This window comes from Flaviflexus massiliensis (assembly GCF_001375495.1).
GTDB classification, from domain to species: Bacteria; Actinomycetota; Actinomycetes; order Actinomycetales; family Actinomycetaceae; genus Flaviflexus; species Flaviflexus massiliensis.
In genome coordinates this window covers 52,165-70,023 of sequence record NZ_LN831057.1, presented here as the reverse complement: position 1 = coordinate 70,023, position 17,859 = coordinate 52,165, and the positions used below count along the sequence as shown (strand labels likewise).

Sequence of the window (17,859 nt, the reverse complement as noted above, 5' to 3'; positions counted from 1 at the left end):
GGTTCATCAGGGCATGAGGTGCCCATATTGCCTGGTCCCTGTTCGCGTAGCGCTTGTAACCGGCCGGAGCCGGAGTGGTTCGGCTTAGACTGGGGCAATGACAGATTCTATTCTTCGTGACGTTGTCGCGAACGCTAAGCAGTCGGTACGAATCCAAGATGATCTCTTTCGTTGGGTCAATGGTGCCTGGCTGGATAGCCACGAGATCCCAGCAGACCGTCCTCGCGATGGGTCGTTCTACGATCTGAATGAACAGTCCGAGGCGAGGGTCAAGGACATTATTGACGAGCTGACCGAGGGCTCACCGTCTGGGGATGCTCAGAAGATTGCTGACTACTTCTCGTCGTTCATGAACACCGAGGTGCTGAATAAGGCGGGTGTGGATCCGTTGCGTGAGGATCTGGAGCAGATCTCTCTCGCCCAAACCAAGGCCGCTCTCGCAAGCGCCGCCGGCACCCTCACCCGCACGGGTGTGAAGGTCCCGTTCGACCTTGACGTGGATGCTGACCTCAACGACCCGGACTCCTACGTCCTGTTCCTGGGACAGTCGGGATTGAGCCTGCCGGACGAGGCGTACTACCGTAGCGAACAGCACGCCGAGACTCTGGCAGCGTTCAAGACCTTCGTACGTGAATATCTTGAGCTGACCGGGATTCTCGCCAACCCCGAGGAGGCAGCCAACCACATTGTTGAGTTCGAGACCGCTCTCGCCTCCCACCACGACGATGTTGTCACCACCCGTGACACGGACAAGATCAACAACCCGATGTCGTGGAACGACTTTGTTGCCTCCGCTCCCGGTTTTGATTGGGATGCTGCACGCGACGCTGTCGGCATTCCTACCGAGCACCTGGACAAGGTCATTGTTCTGACCCCGGATGCTCTGCGTGGGGCCGCGAAACTGTGGGAAGAAACCGACCTCGACGTGCTGAAGGAATACCTGACATTCCAGGTGGCAGTGGCACGCGGTGCGTACCTCACCGAGCAGATTTCCCACAAGCGCTTCGAATTCTTCGGAACCACGCTCATGGGAACCACCGAACAGAAGGAACGCTGGAAGCGCGGCGTTGCCCTCGTGTCCGGTGTTCTCGGTGAAGCACTCGGCAAGATCTACGTGGAACGCCACTTCCCACCCACCCACAAGGCGAAGATGGAGCAGCTGGTTGCTGACCTCCTCGAGGCCTACCGGATCTCGATCCAGAACCTGAACTGGATGGGTGAGGACACGAAGAAGAAGGCACTGAAGAAGCTCTCCACCTTCATCCCCAAGATCGGATACCCGAACAAGTGGCGTGACTACTCGGCCCTCTCAATCGGCTCCGACCTGGTGGCCAACGTCCGCGACTCTGCTTCGTTCGAAACGGACCGTTCGATTGCCAAGCTCGGCACCCCCATGGACCGCGACGAATGGTTCATGCCTCCCCAGATGGTCAACGCCTACTACAACCCCGTATGGAACGAGATCGTGTTCCCCGCAGCGATCCTCCAGCCTCCCTTCTTCGACCCGGAAGCTGACGACGCATGGAACTACGGTGGTATCGGTGCGGTTATTGGCCACGAGATCGGCCACGGCTTTGACGACCAGGGCTCCAAGTACGACGAGACCGGACGCCTCAACAACTGGTGGACCGACGAGGACCGTGCAGAGTTTGAGAAGCGTGCCGGCGCCCTCATCAAACAGTACGACGCCTACATCCCCGCCCAGCTCGGCAAGGACTCCGAACATCGCGTCAACGGTGCACTCACGATCGGCGAGAACATTGGTGACCTCGGTGGCCTCACGATTGCCCTCAAGGCCTACGAGATCGCACTCAAGAGGCAGGGTTACGCAAGCCTGGCAGATGCTCCCAGCATTGACGGTGTAACGGCAACCCAGCGTGTATTCTACTCGTGGGCTCGGATCTGGAAGGAGAAGTCACGCGACGAGTTTGCGATCGTCATGCTGTCCGTTGACCCGCACTCCCCCGCCGAGTTCCGATGCAACGGTGCCGCCAAGAACCTCACCGCTTTCCAGGAGGCATTCAACGTCGCGGAAGGCGATGAGCTCTACCTCCCGGAGGAAGAACGCGTCACCATCTGGTAGATAAACACCGCCCGTTCATCCAAATGAACGAGAGCAAACAAGACTAAGGCGACATGGTCAGCTACCCCAGGTAGTTTTCCGATCATCTCGCTAGGAGCGGCCCGTATCGGGCCGCTCCACATCTTTCTAGCTCATCCCTTCGAGGCTTGAGTTCTTTAAGGCTTGAGCGCCTTGAGGCCTAAGTCTTTTCACCTGGGCTCATCAAGGACTCAGTCCAACTAGGCTTGATCCCTTCGAGACCTGGGGCCTTGTCTCGACCCAATTGGTCAATAATCACCGGCCAATCATTTAGACAAGATACGAGCATGTCAGGCAACCGAGCCTAGGACGGAGTGAAAAAAGTAAGAAGAGGGCCGTGGGACGGTACTTAGCTACCGTCCCACAACCCTCTATCTAACCCTTGCCCCACTGCATTCAGTGGGGCATTGGGGTCTAGTTGTTGGCGGTCATGGATTCCATCATCGCCTTCGCGTCCTCAATGTTGGTCTCGAAGTCCTCGGCTGCGGTAGCGAATGCCAGCTCCTGGACTCCATCCTCCGCAATCAGGAGGTAGACAACCTGGACGATGTCGATACCATCCACGGTCTGGGTGACCTGGACGCCACGAACGGATTCACCGTCGATCTCGATGGGATCCGGTTCGCTTACCTCAACACCTTCGCCTCCGAGTACTTCTTCAGCTTGGCCGGCCCAGTCCTCGTAGGTTTCGGGAAGCGTGCCATCGTCGTCCAGCCACGTGCCCACGACGTTCGGGACGAACTCGGCGTTGTTGACGCTGGCTACGAGGAGAACAGAGATGTTGACGTTGTCACCGAGCGGAGCCGGGTATGCCTGCCACCCTTCGGAAAGGGTGAAGGAGTACCGGCCGTCGGAGGATGTTGCCGTGTCGCCTTCGACGACCATGGTTTCCTCGGTGCCGGTGTCATCCGTGCCATCAGTGTTGCCGCTATCGGTATTGCTGCCGGTTTCGGGATCCCGGGTCTCGAGCTTCTCCGGAGAGGTGCTATCGCTAGTCTCCTCAGAATCAGAGCAGGCAGTGAGTACCCCGAGCCCGACGAGCGTGAGGGCGGTAAGTTTCCTGATCATTCGAAGGAGGGCCCCTTGTCGCGGGAGCGCTTGATTTCGTAGAAGCCGGGAACGCTGGCCATCAGCACCGCACCATCGAAGAGGCGAAGAGCATCGTCACCGCGGGGCGTGGGAGTGACAACGGGACCGAAGAAGGCCTGGCCGTTGACTGAAATGGTGGGCACACCAACGTCGGTGCCAACAAGGTCGGTTGCTCCCTTGAGCTGCGCTTCCATGGCCTCATTAAACTCGCCGGCCTCGGCACGGTCGACGAGGTTAGTGTCGAGTTCGAGTGCCTCGAGGGCTTCGATGATCGCATCCTTGTCGTTCACGCGGCCGCCCGGGTGGAAGCGGTTACCAACCTCGGTGTAGAAGTTACCGAGGGCTTCCTGTCCATACACTTCGCCCACTCCGACAGAGACCTGGGCCCCCAGGAGAGCGTCGTCCATCATCTTCGCGTAGCGAGCATCCAAATCCCTACCCCTGTTGAGGTAGTTGAGGGACAGGACGTGCCACGTGACCTCGACGTCGCGGTTGGGGACGATCTCGTCAGCAATCCAACGGGACGTCATCCAGCACCAGGGGCAGGAGGGATCAAACCAGAATTCAATTTTGTCAGCCATGCCACTATGGTCCCGCACATCGGGTTTTCCACCAAGTACTCCGGCTCAGCGCTCAGCGTATTTCCGGCCGGGCAAGTACTGTTAGACGAGAGCACGCCACTACCCGTGCACATGATTGAAAGGACATTCATGCCAGGAGAGAACCTCACTCGCACTGAGGCCACCACGCGCTCATCCGCCATCGACGCACAGTCGTACCGGGTGCAGTTGGACTTGAGGGGAGAGACCACCTTCTCCTCCATCACCACCCTCAACTTTTCTGCCACCTCAGATGAGACATTTCTTGACCTGATCGGCACGGTCAACTCCATCCTCCTCAACGGTGAACCCGTCGACGTATCCGCTCACGCCGATTCCCGCATTCACCTCACCGGCCTGAAAGAACAGAACGAGGTTGTTGTCGATGCGACCTGTTCGTTCATGAACACCGGTGAAGGCATGCACAAGTTCGTTGACCCGGTCGACAACGAAACCTACCTCTACACCCAGTTCGAGGTGGCTGACGCGAGGCGCGTGTTCGCTGTCTTTGAGCAGCCCGACATCAAGGCCGAGTACGTGTTCGAGGTGACGGCCCCGAAGCACTGGAAGGTGTTCTCCAACTCCCCCACGCCCACGCCGGAAAAGGTCGATGATGACTCGGCACTGTGGGTGTTCTCCCCGACCGAAAAAATCTCCTCCTACCTGACCGCGATCGTTGCTGGCCCATACGAGGGTGCGGAATCCGAACTGGTGAGCGTTGATGGGAGGACCATCCCCCTCGGTGTTTACTGCCGTGCTTCCCTTGCCGAGCATCTCGATGCCGACGAGGTTCTCGACATCACAAAGGCCGGTTTTGGTTTCTTTGAGAACGAGTACGGCCACGCCTACCCGTTCCGCAAATACGACCAGATCTTCGTTCCCGAATTCAATGCTGGGGCGATGGAGAACGCCGGTGCCGTGACCATCACGGAATCGTACGTGTTCCGGTCCCGCGCGACCGGCGCCATGATCGAGCGCCGCGCCATTACCATCCTCCACGAACTTGCCCACATGTGGTTCGGTGACCTTGTCACCATGCGGTGGTGGAACGACCTGTGGCTGAACGAGTCCTTTGCCGAGTTCATGTCTCACCTCGCTGCCGATGAAGCAACGCGCTGGGATCGGGCCTGGCAGACCTTCCTGGCCTCGGAAAAGTCGTGGGCGATGAACGCGGACCAGCTCACCTCCACCCACCCCATCGTCACCGACGTATCGGACCTGGAAGAGGTGTGGGCCAACTTTGATGGCATCACCTACGGCAAGGGCGCCTCGGTTCTCAAGCAACTCGTGGCATACGTGGGTCGCAAGGAGTTCATGACCGGGTTGTCCAACTACTTCACGAAGCACTCGTGGGGCAATACGGAGCTCAGCGACCTCCTCGGCGAACTCGAGGAAGCCTCGGGACGCGACCTGTCCGAGTGGTCACAGCTGTGGCTGGAGGAATCCGGTGTCACCCTCGCCCGCCCCGAGCTCACGGTCGAAAATGACACGATCACCGGTTTCGTTATCCGTCAAGAGCTCGGCAACTCCGCCAACGTCCGCCCCCACCGCATGGGAGTCGGCCTCTACGATTTGGTTGATGGTGGCCTCGTCCTGCGTCGCAGGGTTGAACTCGACGTCACCGGAGATGCGACCACGGTTGAGGAGCTCATCGGAGAAAACATCGCCGACCTCGTTCTGCTGAACGACGGAGACTTGGCCTACACAAAGATTCGTCTCGACGACCGTTCACTCGAGACCGCAATCAACCACATCGACGCGTTTGAGGATCAGCTCTCCCGCACCCTCGTGCTCGATGCTGCGTGGGACATGTGCCGCGACGGCGAACTTGCCGCAACGGACTACACGGCCCTTTCCCTGCGTGCGATTGAGACAGAAACCCACCCGACCGTGCTTCGCGTCCTGCTCATGAACACGGTCATGGCAGCCACCATCTACTCCGCACCCGACCACCGTGACGAGCTCGTTGCCTCGGTTGCGGAGGAGCTCTTCGCGATCGCCGACCGTGCCGAGCCCGGCTCGGAAGTGCAGTTCCAGGTTGCTTTGGAAGCGGCCCGCCGCGCCACAACCCCGGCGCAGCTCGATCGCCTCGAAGCCTGGCTCACGGGCGAGAACCTGCCGAATGGTTTCGAACTGGATACGGATGGCAGGTGGACAGTCTTGCAGGGACTGGCCTCAGCCGGCCGGATCAACACCGATTCCATTGAGGCCGAACTCGAGCGGGACAATACGGCGACCGGACGGGAGTCGGCATGGCGGGCACGCGCCTCCCTGCCCACCCTCGAATCAAAAGAGGCCGCCTTTTCTGCCCTGATCAGTGGCGGCCTGCCAAACCTGCAGCAGCGCAGCGCACTGCTGGGCTTCCAGGCAGGGGATCCCGCGGTTCTTGAACCGTTCTTCTCCCGTTACCTCGAATCCCTATCGGGAGTGTGGGAGTCCCAGACATACGAGATGGCACAGCAGCTCGCCACCCGCATGTTCACCCCCAGCATCATCGGTCGCAACATCGATGTTGAAGGAAGTCTCAACAGCTGGCTGGAGGCAAACCCTGATGCGGCACCGTCCCTGCGCCGCATCATCGTCGAACACGCCGACTACACGAGGCGAGCACTCAAGGCCCAGGCAACCGACGCGGCCCGTCACGCATAGGGCCATATCTGGCGGACCTGGTGCCGACCCGCTAGGGTCTAACGATTGAGTGGAGGTCAGAACCTTTGGGTTCTGACCTCCACCGCTTCTTTCGCGAAGACTGTTACCTAGTTCTTTTGCCCATTTCTGTTGGCTGGTTGTTTGCTCAATCCGTTACTGGGGCCGTACGCGTGAGCGTGAGGATCAGGCGATTGAGCCGAGAACCTCTCCAACGCTTACTTGCGTACCTGGCTTAGCGGTCTGCTTCCACGAGTGGAGACCCTTCTGCGGGAAGGTCACGATGACCATGGACGAGAGCTCGCCGAGCTTTTCCAGGTCGACGGAAATAAGCGGGGTGCCGACCTCGGCCACGTCACCTTCGGACACGAGAGCGGTCAGTGCTTCGCTGTTGTAGGTATCGATACCGGCGTGCACGAGGCAGCCTTTAACGATGACAGCGTGCCTGCGGACGCTCGTTATTTTACCCTGGGAGGGTGAATGCAGTGTCAGGGTACCGTCGTGTACTTCTGGATAGATCGCAAGTCCGGGTCCGAGCATGTAACTGGAGAATACGGGATCGGGGACCGACTCAAGGCTGAGTACGGTCCCCGTGATGGGGGATTTTAGGTTCAAACCATGCGCTCCGCAATATTTTCGGCTTCGGGGCCGAGAACAACCTGCACAACATTATTGGCCTGAACGACTACGTCGTATGCGCCGCTGTCTTTCAGATCCTGCTCCGACACCTGGTCGGTGGAATTAACGACGACACGGATGCGGGTGATGCAAGCCTCGACTGAGGAAATATTGTCCTTGCCGCCCAGAGCAGCTACCAGAGACTCAACTTTGTCCATGATTCCTCCTTGCACTTAGAGTAGCCGGTTATCGTCACCCAGTGCGTGTCGAAACGAATCGAGTAGCGAAGTGACACGAGCGTGCGACGGAATATCGCCCACTAGAACGACCTCTTCGGTCCCGTCAGCAAGCGGAACACGCCAGTTCGGATACTCCTGATCCGTACCCGGCTGATTCTGGGCACGCCTCTCACCCACTGCATCAACAAGGGAAACGGAGACGAACGTGGAGGAGGCTTGGGCGATGTAGGCATAGAGAGCCTCAACAATTTCCCGCTCGGTTGGGTTCTCCCCCACCAGGTCGTATTCCCGTAGCCGCTCGAGAGTCTGGTTGAGTTCTTCCCGGGCCTCGGCCCGCACGGTCTCGACATCCTGTTCGAGCAACCCAAGTCGCTCGCGCAGATCCACGTGCTCACCGGCAATGTAACCGGCTGCAGGGGGCAGGTCGTGAGTGTTGACGGAGGCGAGTACTTCGCGGCGATAGTTCTCGGGACGCAGCGGCTTCCCGTCCTCTTCCTTCTCGAACCAGAACACGGATGTGCCGTAGATGCCGCGGGCCTTAAGGAAGTCACGCACCCATGGTTCCACGGTCCCAAGATCCTCGCCCACGAGGATCGCACCGGCACGGTGCGCTTCAAGGAGCATGATGCCGATCATGGCCTCGTGATCGTAGTTCACGTACGTACCCTCGGAGGCCATATGCCCGTTCGGGATCCACCAGAGCCTAAAGAAGCCAGCAATGTGGTCGACGCGGAGCATGCCCGCGTGGCGGAGCACGGTCCGAATCATGTCACGTAGAGGCTGGTATGCGGACTCGGCCAGATAATTGGGGCGCCACGGCGGCTGGGACCAGTCCTGGCCCTGCTGGTTGTACATGTCGGCGGGAGCTCCCACGGTCACTCCACGAGCAAATGCCTTCGGTAGTGACCACACGTCGGCACCGAGCGGGTGCACGCCAACGGCAAGGTCCGCGCAGATGCCGATGTTCATTCCCGCCGCGAGCGCGGACTCCTGTGCCCGTTGCAGCTGTTCGTCGGCAACCCACTGGAGCCAGGACCAGAACTCGATCCGGTCGGCTAGCTCGCGGCGTTCACGCGCCACGTAGACAGAGCGGACGGTTTGGAGGTTCTCGGGGAATCCCTTCGGATACTTTTCGCACAGGGCACACCACAGTGCGAAGTCCGTGAGCCCCTGCCCCTCTTCCGACCGGTACTTGTCGAAGGCAGCCTGGCGAGCAAAGGTCCGGGGTACACCGAAGATGATTTCGAGTGCCTGCCTCTTGGTTTCCCACACCTCATCGCGGTCAAGGTATTCGTTGCGGAGGGAGGAGGCTCGTTTCTCTTCGCCTCCCCAGTCCAGGAGTGAGCGTTGGGGCCCGGTCAGGTAGGCCGCTTCCTGGATCGCTTCGGGACGAATATAGATGGGGTTCACGAAGCGCCGGGTCACGGGAAGGTACGGGGAGGGCGACATGTGGCCCACGGGCTCGGCTGCGTGCACGGGGTTGATTTGAAGGAAGTCAGCCCCCTCATGACCAAACACAGCGTTGAGGTCCGCGAGGTCGGAGAAGTCTCCAATGCCCCAGGATTTCGAGGAGCGAACCGAATAGAGCTGGGCCGCAACACCCCAGGATCGGGAAGTCGCAATCTTTGGTTCGTCCAGCCGGTCTGGTGTCATCGCAAACGCACACTCGGCGATGGAACCGTCTTCCAGGGTTGCTCGGAGCGTATGCCAGCCGAGGGGAAGATCCCCGGGCGCAAGGAACGAAGCCCTGCCAATCTGTTCACCATCGACCTGGCGGTCACCGGTCCAGTCCTCAACCTGCGACAGAGGCCACTCTTTCCCGCTCTCTTCGAGGATGACGGTGAGGCTAACGCGGGTGCCGGCAGGCACGTGTGCGTAGATGGTCTTCTCGGAGTTCTGACGGTGCACAACGGAGGGTGGGAGAACTCTGCGCCACTCGTCCAGCTCACGATCGACGATCGCTGCGCTGGAGGCTTCCTCGGTGCTCGCATCGACTCCCATTGCGGCCAGGACCTTGATGAGGACCTTGTCGGCAATGTCGCGCTGTCGCCCGTCATAACCCCAGAACTGGGTTGACACACCGTAGGCGGATGCAAGTTCCGTCAGGGTTGAACGTGAGGGCGAGACACTCATATGGATGGCCTTTCGCAACAGCTGTGAGCATTCTTTCCCATTCTGCCAGAAAATATGCAACATCCAGCACATTCAGCTCACTATCTCCAACCTTTTCCACGATGTTTCCAAGTCATCAAATAGCCATGTGACCATCCACTTGTCCCCCGTGCTGACTTTCAGCATTCTCGGTTAGTGTGTACTGAGGAAAAGGAGAAAAATGGACAACGCCATCGATATTCCGACGAGCTCAACGGAGCCCCTCGCCTCCCTCTTGCACACCCTGCGCCTGGAAAGGCTCGGGGATAACCTGTACCGCGGGCACTCAAACCTCGCCCAGTTGTCAGGACGGGTTTACGGCGGCCAGGTTCTCGCCCAGGCAGTCATTGCAGCCGCCGACACGTTTGAGAATTCAGAAGATCGGCTCGTCCATTCCCAAACCGCAGCATTCCTGCGCCCCGGTGATGTGAAAAAGGAAATCGATTTCAAGGTTGACATTATTAACGATGGCAGGTCTTTCTCCACCCGCCTCGTGCACGCCATGCAGGACGGTGAGATCATTTTCTCCGCCCGTGATTCCTTCCAGGTGAAGCAGGACGGGGTCGAGCATGCTGATGAGATGCCGGACGTCCCAGGACCAGAGAACTTCCAGTCATCCGTTGACCTATTCTCTTCCGTCGATCATCCGGCCGCCCGCTTCATGTCGTCCACGAACTCGCTCGACATGAGGCACGTTAACGGTCAGGTTTATCTTCGCCCTGCCAAGGAGATTCGCTCAACGAACTACGTGTGGTTCAAGATGCGAACCCCGCTTCCCAAAGCAGCCACCCAGACTCAGAAGCGTGCGATCCTGGCGTACGGTGCTGACCAGTTCATGTTGGAACCCATCTTGCTGAGCCATCACCTGTCCTGGTCGACTCCGAAGATTTCGCTCGCGACCCTGGACCACACCACGTGGTGGCACCGGGATGTGGATCCGTCCGATTGGATCCTGGCCGAACTTCACAGCCCCTCCGCCCAGGGCGGCCGCGGCCTCTCCCTCGCCAAGTTCTTCCAGGACGGCAAGCTCGTTGCCACGATGGCCCAGGAGGGCATGGTCCGCGCACCCGAGCCCACCAAGTAACCTCCTCCGGGGACCATCCATCGAATAGTGGATGGCTTTAGCAGGGGTTCAAGACACAAGCGGTTCAAGAAATAACAGAAACACAGAGTAAGGGCCGGTCGTCAATATTGACGACCGGCCCTCTCTGTCTCAACATGTTGTTTCGAGTTACGTTATGTGGCCACGAAACAACGGTTGTCTTAGTCGCGGGTCAGCTTCCGGTAGGTGACGGAGCTGGGGCGAGCTGCCTCTGCACCGAGTCGTTCCACCTTGTTCTTCTCGTAGGATTCGAAGTTACCCTCGAACCAGTACCAGTTGGCGGGGTTCTCGGCGGTACCTTCGTAGGCGAGGATGTGGGTCGCGACGCGGTCAAGGAACCAGCGGTCGTGCGTGACGACAACGGCGCAACCGGGGAACTCAAGAAGCGCATTCTCAAGTGATCCGAGGGTTTCGACGTCGAGGTCGTTCGTCGGTTCGTCAAGGAGCAGGAGGTTGCCGCCCTGCTTGAGCGTAAGTGCCAGGTTGAGGCGGTTGCGTTCACCACCGGAGAGAACTCCGGCCGGCTTCTGCTGATCCGCACCCTTGAAACCAAAGGCGGACACGTAGGCTCGTGACGGCATTTCGACCTTGCCGACCTGGATGTAGTCGAGTCCGTCGGACACGACCTCCCACAGGGTCTTGTTGGGGTCGATGCCGGCACGGGTCTGGTCAACGTAGGAGATCTGGACGGTCTCGCCGACCTTCAGCTCCCCCTCGTCAAGCGGCTCGAGACCAACGATGGTCTTGAACAGCGTGGTCTTACCAACACCGTTGGGACCAATGACGCCGACGATGCCGTTACGCGGGAGCGAGAACGACAGGTCCTCGATGAGGACTCGATCATCGAAGCCCTTCTTGAGGTTCTTGGCTTCAATGACAACGTTGCCGAGGCGGGGGCCGGGCGGGATCTGGATCTCTTCGAAGTCCAGCTTCCTCGTCTGCTCCGCTTCGGCGGCCATTTCCTCGTAGCGATCGAGACGCGCCTTGGACTTGGCCTGGCGGCCCTTGGCGGAAGAACGGACCCATTCGAGCTCGTCCTTCAGGCGCTTCGCAAGCTTGGCGTCCTTCTTGCCCTGGATTTCGAGGCGTTCACGCTTCTTCTCCAGGTAGGTCGAGTAGTTCCCCTCGTACGGGTAGAGGCGACCGCGGTCGACTTCGGCGATCCATTCGGCCACGTGGTCAAGGAAGTACCTATCGTGCGTCACGGCAATGACGGCGCCGGGGTACTTGGACAGGTGCTGCTCGAGCCACAGAACCGACTCGGCATCCAAGTGGTTCGTGGGCTCGTCAAGGAGCAGCAGGTCGGGCTGCTCGAGAAGCAGGCGGCACAGTGCGACACGGCGGCGCTCACCACCGGAAAGGTGGGTGACCGGGGAATCGGCCGGAGGGCACCGGAGTGCATCCATGGCCTGTTGGAGCTGCGAGTCGAGATCCCATGCGTTTGCGGCATCGATCTCGGTCTGGAGCTTGCCCATTTCTTCCATGAGCGCGTCGAAGTCAGCGTCGGGGTTGCCCATTTCTTCGCCGATTTCGTTGAAGCGGTTGACCTTGCCGAGGATGTCGGCAACGCCTTCCTGAACATTACCGAGAACGGTCTTCTCTTCATTCAGGGGTGGTTCCTGAAGAAGGATACCGACCGTGTATCCGGGGGCCAGGCGTGCTTCACCGTTCGACGGTGTGTCGAGGCCAGCCATGATCTTGAGGATCGTTGATTTACCGGCACCGTTGGGACCGACCATACCGATCTTGGCACCGGGCAGGAACGCCATGGTGACATCGTCGAGAATGAGCTTGTCGCCAATCTTTTTCCGGGCTCGGACCATTGAGTAGATGTACTCAGCCACAGTTCTCCCTTGTGTTGAAAGTTTGCTGTCACAAGGTTACCGCAGGGCTCACGCGCTGGCAGACTCCTCAGCCGGAAGGGGAGTCTTAAAATACTGTGCCGAGCCCCGGCCCAGCTCGATTCCTACCGAATCTGCTCGGATAACCAGCGCGGTCCTCATTTGAGACGGCTCGTCTTTCGATGCATAGGTTTCAGTCTCAAGCCTGCCTCGCACGAGCACGGGTGTGCCCTTCTGGATTGAGACCGCGCAGTTGTTAGCGAGTTCTGCGTAGGTCTTGACCGTGAACCATTCCGTCACGGACTCTCGATTTTCCCCGCTTCCTCTCATCCAGCTCGCACCGACCCTGAACGTGCAGTAGGGAGTTTTCCCTTCGCTCTCGTAAAGGGTGGCCTCGCCACCGGCAAATCCTCGAACTGACACCTGTATTTCGTTATTCATGTGTCCCTCCTTCCCCACCATGACACCCCACCAGCAAGGCACCTGAAGAAGGCGGAAGCCCCTTTCTCGAGGGGCTTCCTAATCTAGTTTTTGTGGACTTATTCGCTGGCTTTGGCTAGTTCTTCCCGGGCTGAGCGGTGCTTGCCCAGCACTGCCTGTGCGGGCTCACCCAGGTTCTCCCGCAGAGCAACAAGAATCTCGTCGTCGACGCGCTGCTCGTAACTATCGGCCGCTCTCTTTGCCGCATTCTTTCGTAGCGAGCCTGCCATGAAGAATGCCCACAGGCCCACGAGCACGAGAACACCGGCTGTGATCCAGTTCCACATGGATTCGGCGAACGGGAAGCCGGCGCTCATGAGCTCCGCAACCCCAACTCCGATACCAGCCAGGATGAGGAGGATGCCAAGGCCCATGATGAGGCGAGCATTTCCCGACGTAGGGTTCGTGACCGGGACGGAGCTGATCGCTTCGTTGACCCGTCGCCTCAGCTTCTCGGGGCCCGACACGACCTCGGTCAGATTCTTGGCCCACGAGGCCGGCAGGTCCTTTTTGACCGTGTCCAGCCATCCATCGCGAATCGCATCAACTGTCGAGGTGGCCGGCTGTTCGGGCTTTGCCAGGGCGTGCTGTCCCCAGGACTCACCGGAAGCGCGGATGGAGTCCGCGACGGCACCGATTCCGGCAGCACGTGACAGCTGATCGGCAACCGGGCGCAGGCTCTCATCGGTCACCTCGGCTTCTGCCGGGCCAACGCTGCGCTGGAGTCGCTGCGCTATTGCCTCCAGTTCGGCTCCTGCAGTGACGGCATTGATGGAGGGCTTCGCAACAGCGGCAGCAATGTGTGCCTTGATCTCGTCAATCCCCTCCATGTTCAAAGCCGAGGATGTGAGGACCGGAACCCCCTCAAGACCGTCCTTCTTCAGCACCTCTCGGACATCGGCAACGATGCGGTCGCGGTGCTCGAAGGGAACGGTATCGATCTGGTTGAGGACAACAAGCATGGAATCTTGGCGACGCTCGAGGGCCTGGAGGTAGCCGGCATGCAACGCTTGGTCCGCATACTTTTGGGGATCAAGAACCCAGATGAGGAGATCAACGAGAGGCATGAGCTCGGTGACCTGTACCGAGTGGGCAACCTGAACGGAGTCGTGGTCGGGAAGGTCGAGAAGAACGAGCCCCTCGAACTCCGGTTCCTCATCGGTCAGGATTGAGGCCTTCCGGATCCGGCGATCCTGGTCGACACCGAGGAAGTCGAGCATGGGACCAGCTTCGTCGCCCCAGGTGCAGGCGGTTGCTCGTTCCGTCGTGGGGCGCAGCTCCCCCGAGTCAGCAAACTCGAGATCGGTGATCGCATTGAAGGTCGTGGACTTGCCCGAACCGGTTCCACCCACGAGGGCAACAACGGTGAGCCCCATGCCCAGGTCCATGCGATGCCGCACCGCGGCCAGATCCTGCTGGGCTCTTGCCAGCTGGAATGGCTCGATATGTCCCTTGCCGAAGTCCATGCCCTTTTCGATGGCGGTGAATTTGGCTTCGACTTCCTCAACCACTAGATCATTCATTCTTTCTCCCAAACAGCATCAACAAGTTCACGTGCCCGGAGTCGAAGCATCGAGCTATCCGGCATTTCCAAATCATCGATTACGGCCACATACCGTTCTACTACCGAGTTGATGGAATTCTCGCACCGATCTTTGAGTGCGCGCTGAGTACGTGACAGGCCGCCTTCGGCGCCGCCGCTTTTGAGTGCGGTTTGAACACCGTTCAGGCCGCTTGCCCCGGCACGCAGTAAGCCTGCGAGGCCATCCTCGCTCACCTTTCTCGAGATTCCGCCCTTCACTCGGCGTGCGGCAGCCAGCGAGTCGTCCTGCCACCTCTGCACGGCTTCTTGAACGAGTGCCTCAATATCGACATCGACCTTGAGTTCGGAGGTATCGACATAGGACATGGACCATGCATAGTCGGCACGGTCCCGCACATCAATAAGGATCTGCCGTAGCGTCACAGCAAGGGCATCGTCGATAGCCTCGGCGATGGAGGCGGAGGCTTTGTCACGTTTCGCAATGGTCCGGCTGGGAAATAGCAGATCCCTGCCGGTAACAAGTGAGGCGAGTGGACCACCCGTGGAGGCAAGCGAGAGCCACTGGGTTGTGGGGGCTCCGCTTGCGAGCCTGCCGGAGGTAACGGCGGCATTGAACTTCTCGGTCGGTTCCTCCGCGGCCGTCCTCGCACCCTCCTTGAGGCTTTCCGCTGCATCGGTCTGCGCTGTCGCAGCATCTGCAAGTTCGAGGAGCTCGCGTCTGGTGGCGGGCATGAGTGCCCGCGAGGTGCGGGACACGAGGGACTTGGAGGCGCGAGTTGCCTGCATGAGCTCAAGCCACTGCTTGAGCTCGTTCACCCGTTCGGGATCAAGCCTGCCATCGGTTGGGCCAGCATCGTCCAGGATGAAGAGCGGGGATTCTCCCATGCCACCCTCCGCCATCCTCTTCATGAGATCAGCACGCACTGCCACCTTCGCTCGCGCGGGGAGTCTGTTGAGAACGACCGCGGTGGTCATGCCCCGCGTATATGCCTCCGTCAGTGTCGACCAGGCAACGTGATCGCCGTAGCGGGATGCGGTCGTGACAAAAATCCATAGGTCCGCAGCATTGAGCAGGGTCTGCGAGGTGCTTCTGTTCCCCGCATCAATCGAATCCAGGTCGGGAGCGTCGATGAGTGCAATACCAGGAATGGCACTCTCGGTGACTATTACGTCACAAATCTCTGTCAGCAGGTGCCCCTCCATGGCCTGCTCATCGTCCGGATGAAATACGAGGACGGGGGTTCTCGTGGTGGGGCGAATAACCGATGCTTCCGACACATCCTCACCGATGAGGGAGTTGAGGATCGTGGATTTGCCAGCGCCACTCGACCCGCCGAAGACGACGATGGCGGGGACAGCATCCTCGAGAAGATGCGGAAGAAGCCGGGTGGACAGCTGGGTTTGCAGATCGCGCTGCGCTTGCCTGAGCTCGAGAATGCCGGGCACGGGAAGTGGGAAAGACACGTCTTGGAGCGCCTCGATCGTTTCGGTGACGAGGCGAGCAAGCCTGGAAGCAGCATACGGAGAACTCACCCCTCTATTCTTACCGAAAACTGCCACCAGGTGTTGCACAGCGAAAACAAATAGGTGCGCTAAGATTTAACGGGCACACGCCCACGCCTCCATAGCTCAATGGATAGAGCAACGGCCTTCTAATCCGTAGGTTGCAGGTTCGAATCCTGCTGGGGGCACTCAAGGGGAAGCCCCTCGGGGCGCAAAAGAACCCGACTCGTGAAAGGCTCGTACGTGGTTATCAAGCAAGCAAGCAATCCCATTGTGTGGATCGACTGTGAGATGACGGGCCTTGACCTGGAGAACGACGGTCTTGTCGAAGTCTCCGTTGTCATCACCGACTCCGATCTCAACCCTTTCGATGAAGGCATCGACCTCGTCATCAAACCCACCCCCGAGGCACTCGCTTCCATGGGTGAGTTCGTGACGAAGATGCACACCGACTCTGGCCTCATCAAGGAATGGGAAGACGGCATGGAGCTCAAAGAAGCCGAGCGCACCATCCTCTCCTACCTGTCAGAACGCGTCCCCAAGGGCAAGGCGCCGCTCGGCGGCAACTCGGTTGGCACGGACAAGGCCTTCCTGGTGAGGGACATGCCGGCGGTCATCGACTACCTCCACTACCGAGTCATCGACGTCTCCACCATCAAGGAACTTGCTCGCCGCTGGTACCCCCGCGCCTACTTCGCGGCTCCCGAGAAGTTTGGTAACCACAGGGCTCTTGGAGACATCTACGATTCGATCGACGAACTCCGCTACTACCGTTCTATCCTCTTCCCCGAAGGCGACGGCCCCTCAACGGACCAGGCCAAGGAAAAGGCTACCGAGATCCTGAACTCACGCACCCAGGAATCCTTCAAGATCGAGGAATTTGACAGCAAGAGCTGAACTGGCGCGAACTCCCGGTTCAAGCAATTCGTTTGAGCCACCATCGTGCCATCCAATATCGTCTGATTCCGCCCCAGCACCTTGCTCGGGGCGGGATAGTCTTTACTTATGATTCTTCCGATCTACATCACCGGCCACCCCACTCTGCACTCCCCCGCCGAGCCCGTCACCGAATTCAACGAGGACTTGGCGGAGCTAGTGGAGAACATGTACGAGACCACGGTCGCAGCACCGGGTGTTGGACTTGCAGCACCGCAGATCGGAATCGGGAAACAAGCCTTTGTCTGGGTCTACGCCAACCAGACCGCGGCACCGGCACGCGGCGTGGCCATCAACCCACAACTCTTTATTGAGCCCATTCAGCCTGGTGGGACAACGGAGGAAGATGCCGAAGGATGCCTGTCTTTCCCCGGTGTGAAGTATCAGCTTAGGCGTAGCCCGCGAGCGCTCCTGCGAGCCCAGGGGCTCGATGGTAAACCGTACGAGCTGGAAGCCGATGGATGGTTCGCCCGCATCCTTCAACACGAATACGACCACCTCCAAGGAACCCTCTACGTGGACCGACTGGCAGAACCCTTCTCAAGCAAAGCTGCCAGCTTCTACCAGGACAACAAGTGGGGATCCGAGAATACTAAGTGGACTCCTGGAGAAGCCCACTGATCCTCTATCCCCGGTTCATCAGGTAGCCACGACTTGCTCTACTCGAGCCAGAAAGCTCACGAAACTCAAAGAGATAACCGCGTAGGGATACAAGAATATTCCGCGAGCGCCATTCCCTCCTCACGGGCCAATCAATTGCCCACAGATACCTTCACTCCCGCAGGTCATTTTCTTGTGCCTGCCATTCCTCACCCCAGCCCAACCAAGCTCACGGTCCAATCGACTTAGCCACGTACCCGTTATTTCTGAAAAACTCCACGCTATAACTGGCAAACCCCACGCTGGGCAGGCCTATTAGACCGGTGTGCAACGGAATCAACTGAGCATTATTTCGCTCATAAATTTCCCGGGTTACTCTGCGTGAAATCCTGGCCGTGTAATCTTGGCCCA

14 protein-coding genes and 1 tRNA gene are annotated in these 17,859 nt (G+C 59.2%); 6 read left to right on the top strand and 9 right to left on the bottom strand.

All coding sequences use genetic code 11. The annotated features are described in order from the left end of the window. Positions 1-97: 97 nt before the first annotated feature. Positions 98-2,083, top strand: coding sequence for a M13 family metallopeptidase (locus tag BN1241_RS01900; RefSeq protein WP_054952039.1), 1,986 nt, complete (start codon positions 98-100; stop codon positions 2,081-2,083). Positions 2,084-2,515: 432 nt separating this feature from the next. Here the strand turns inward: BN1241_RS01900 and BN1241_RS01895 are convergent, their stop codons facing one another. Together BN1241_RS01895 and BN1241_RS01890 are read right to left on the bottom strand one after the other, a co-directional pair. Further along, positions 2,516-3,169: a hypothetical protein gene (locus BN1241_RS01895; protein ID WP_054952038.1), complete on the bottom strand. Its 654-nt coding sequence runs from the start codon at positions 3,167-3,169 to the stop codon at positions 2,516-2,518. Continuing rightward, complete coding sequence (locus tag BN1241_RS01890; RefSeq protein ID WP_054952037.1) at positions 3,166-3,771, bottom strand: mycothiol-dependent nitroreductase Rv2466c family protein; 606 nt, start codon at positions 3,769-3,771, stop codon at positions 3,166-3,168. The genes BN1241_RS01895 and BN1241_RS01890 overlap by 4 nt, the downstream gene beginning before the upstream one ends. 129 nt (positions 3,772-3,900) lie before the next feature. Here BN1241_RS01890 and pepN point away from each other — a divergent pair, with 129 nt between their 5' ends. Further along, positions 3,901-6,438, top strand: coding sequence for an aminopeptidase N (gene pepN, locus BN1241_RS01885; RefSeq protein WP_054952036.1), 2,538 nt, complete (start codon positions 3,901-3,903; stop codon positions 6,436-6,438). A gap of 183 nt (positions 6,439-6,621) precedes the next feature. On the opposite strand, the gene BN1241_RS01880 is transcribed toward pepN, so the two are convergent. From BN1241_RS01880 to malQ, 3 genes are read right to left on the bottom strand one after another with little or no spacing between them, the layout of a single operon-like run. Further along, positions 6,622-7,050: a PTS sugar transporter subunit IIA gene (locus BN1241_RS01880; RefSeq protein ID WP_077138234.1), complete on the bottom strand. Its 429-nt coding sequence runs from the start codon at positions 7,048-7,050 to the stop codon at positions 6,622-6,624. Beyond that, a complete protein-coding gene (locus tag BN1241_RS01875) occupies positions 7,047-7,271 on the bottom strand; it encodes a PTS sugar transporter subunit IIB (protein ID WP_054952034.1) in 225 nt (74 codons plus the stop codon). The genes BN1241_RS01880 and BN1241_RS01875 overlap by 4 nt, the downstream gene beginning before the upstream one ends. 15 nt (positions 7,272-7,286) lie before the next feature. After that, positions 7,287-9,425, bottom strand: a complete 2,139-nt coding sequence (malQ, locus tag BN1241_RS01870) for a 4-alpha-glucanotransferase (RefSeq protein ID WP_054952033.1) — start codon at positions 9,423-9,425, stop codon at positions 7,287-7,289. Positions 9,426-9,624: 199 nt separating this feature from the next. Between malQ and BN1241_RS01865 the strand changes: the two genes are divergently transcribed. Further along, the gene (locus BN1241_RS01865) at positions 9,625-10,527 is read left to right on the top strand and encodes an acyl-CoA thioesterase (RefSeq protein ID WP_054952032.1); all 903 of its coding nucleotides are present in this window, start codon (positions 9,625-9,627) and stop codon (positions 10,525-10,527) included. Positions 10,528-10,706: 179 nt separating this feature from the next. On the opposite strand, the gene ettA is transcribed toward BN1241_RS01865, so the two are convergent. The 4 genes from ettA to BN1241_RS01845 all read right to left on the bottom strand — a co-directional run bounded on the left by ettA (position 10,707) and on the right by BN1241_RS01845 (position 15,942). Beyond that, positions 10,707-12,389: an energy-dependent translational throttle protein EttA gene (ettA, locus tag BN1241_RS01860; protein ID WP_054952031.1), complete on the bottom strand. Its 1,683-nt coding sequence runs from the start codon at positions 12,387-12,389 to the stop codon at positions 10,707-10,709. A gap of 48 nt (positions 12,390-12,437) precedes the next feature. Next, positions 12,438-12,827, bottom strand: coding sequence for a single-stranded DNA-binding protein (locus BN1241_RS01855; protein WP_054952030.1), 390 nt, complete (start codon positions 12,825-12,827; stop codon positions 12,438-12,440). A gap of 98 nt (positions 12,828-12,925) precedes the next feature. Then, positions 12,926-14,389 carry a GTP-binding protein gene (locus BN1241_RS01850; protein WP_054952029.1) on the bottom strand — a complete coding sequence of 488 codons (1,464 nt, stop codon included), beginning with the start codon at positions 14,387-14,389 and terminating at the stop codon, positions 12,926-12,928. After that, a complete protein-coding gene (locus BN1241_RS01845; RefSeq protein ID WP_054952028.1) occupies positions 14,386-15,942 on the bottom strand; it encodes a GTPase in 1,557 nt (518 codons plus the stop codon). Before BN1241_RS01845 ends, BN1241_RS01850 begins: the two co-directional genes overlap by 4 nt. Before the next feature lie 85 nt (positions 15,943-16,027). Between BN1241_RS01845 and BN1241_RS01840 the strand changes: the two genes are divergently transcribed. The 3 genes from BN1241_RS01840 to def all read left to right on the top strand — a co-directional run bounded on the left by BN1241_RS01840 (position 16,028) and on the right by def (position 17,469). Next, positions 16,028-16,100 (top strand) — tRNA-Arg (locus tag BN1241_RS01840). Between the two features lie 55 nt (positions 16,101-16,155). Then, positions 16,156-16,809: an oligoribonuclease gene (gene orn / locus BN1241_RS01835; RefSeq protein WP_261795454.1), complete on the top strand. Its 654-nt coding sequence runs from the start codon at positions 16,156-16,158 to the stop codon at positions 16,807-16,809. Between the two features lie 108 nt (positions 16,810-16,917). Further along, positions 16,918-17,469 carry a peptide deformylase gene (gene def / locus BN1241_RS01830; RefSeq protein ID WP_054952026.1) on the top strand — a complete coding sequence of 184 codons (552 nt, stop codon included), beginning with the start codon at positions 16,918-16,920 and terminating at the stop codon, positions 17,467-17,469. The last annotated feature ends 390 nt before the right edge of the window (positions 17,470-17,859 follow it).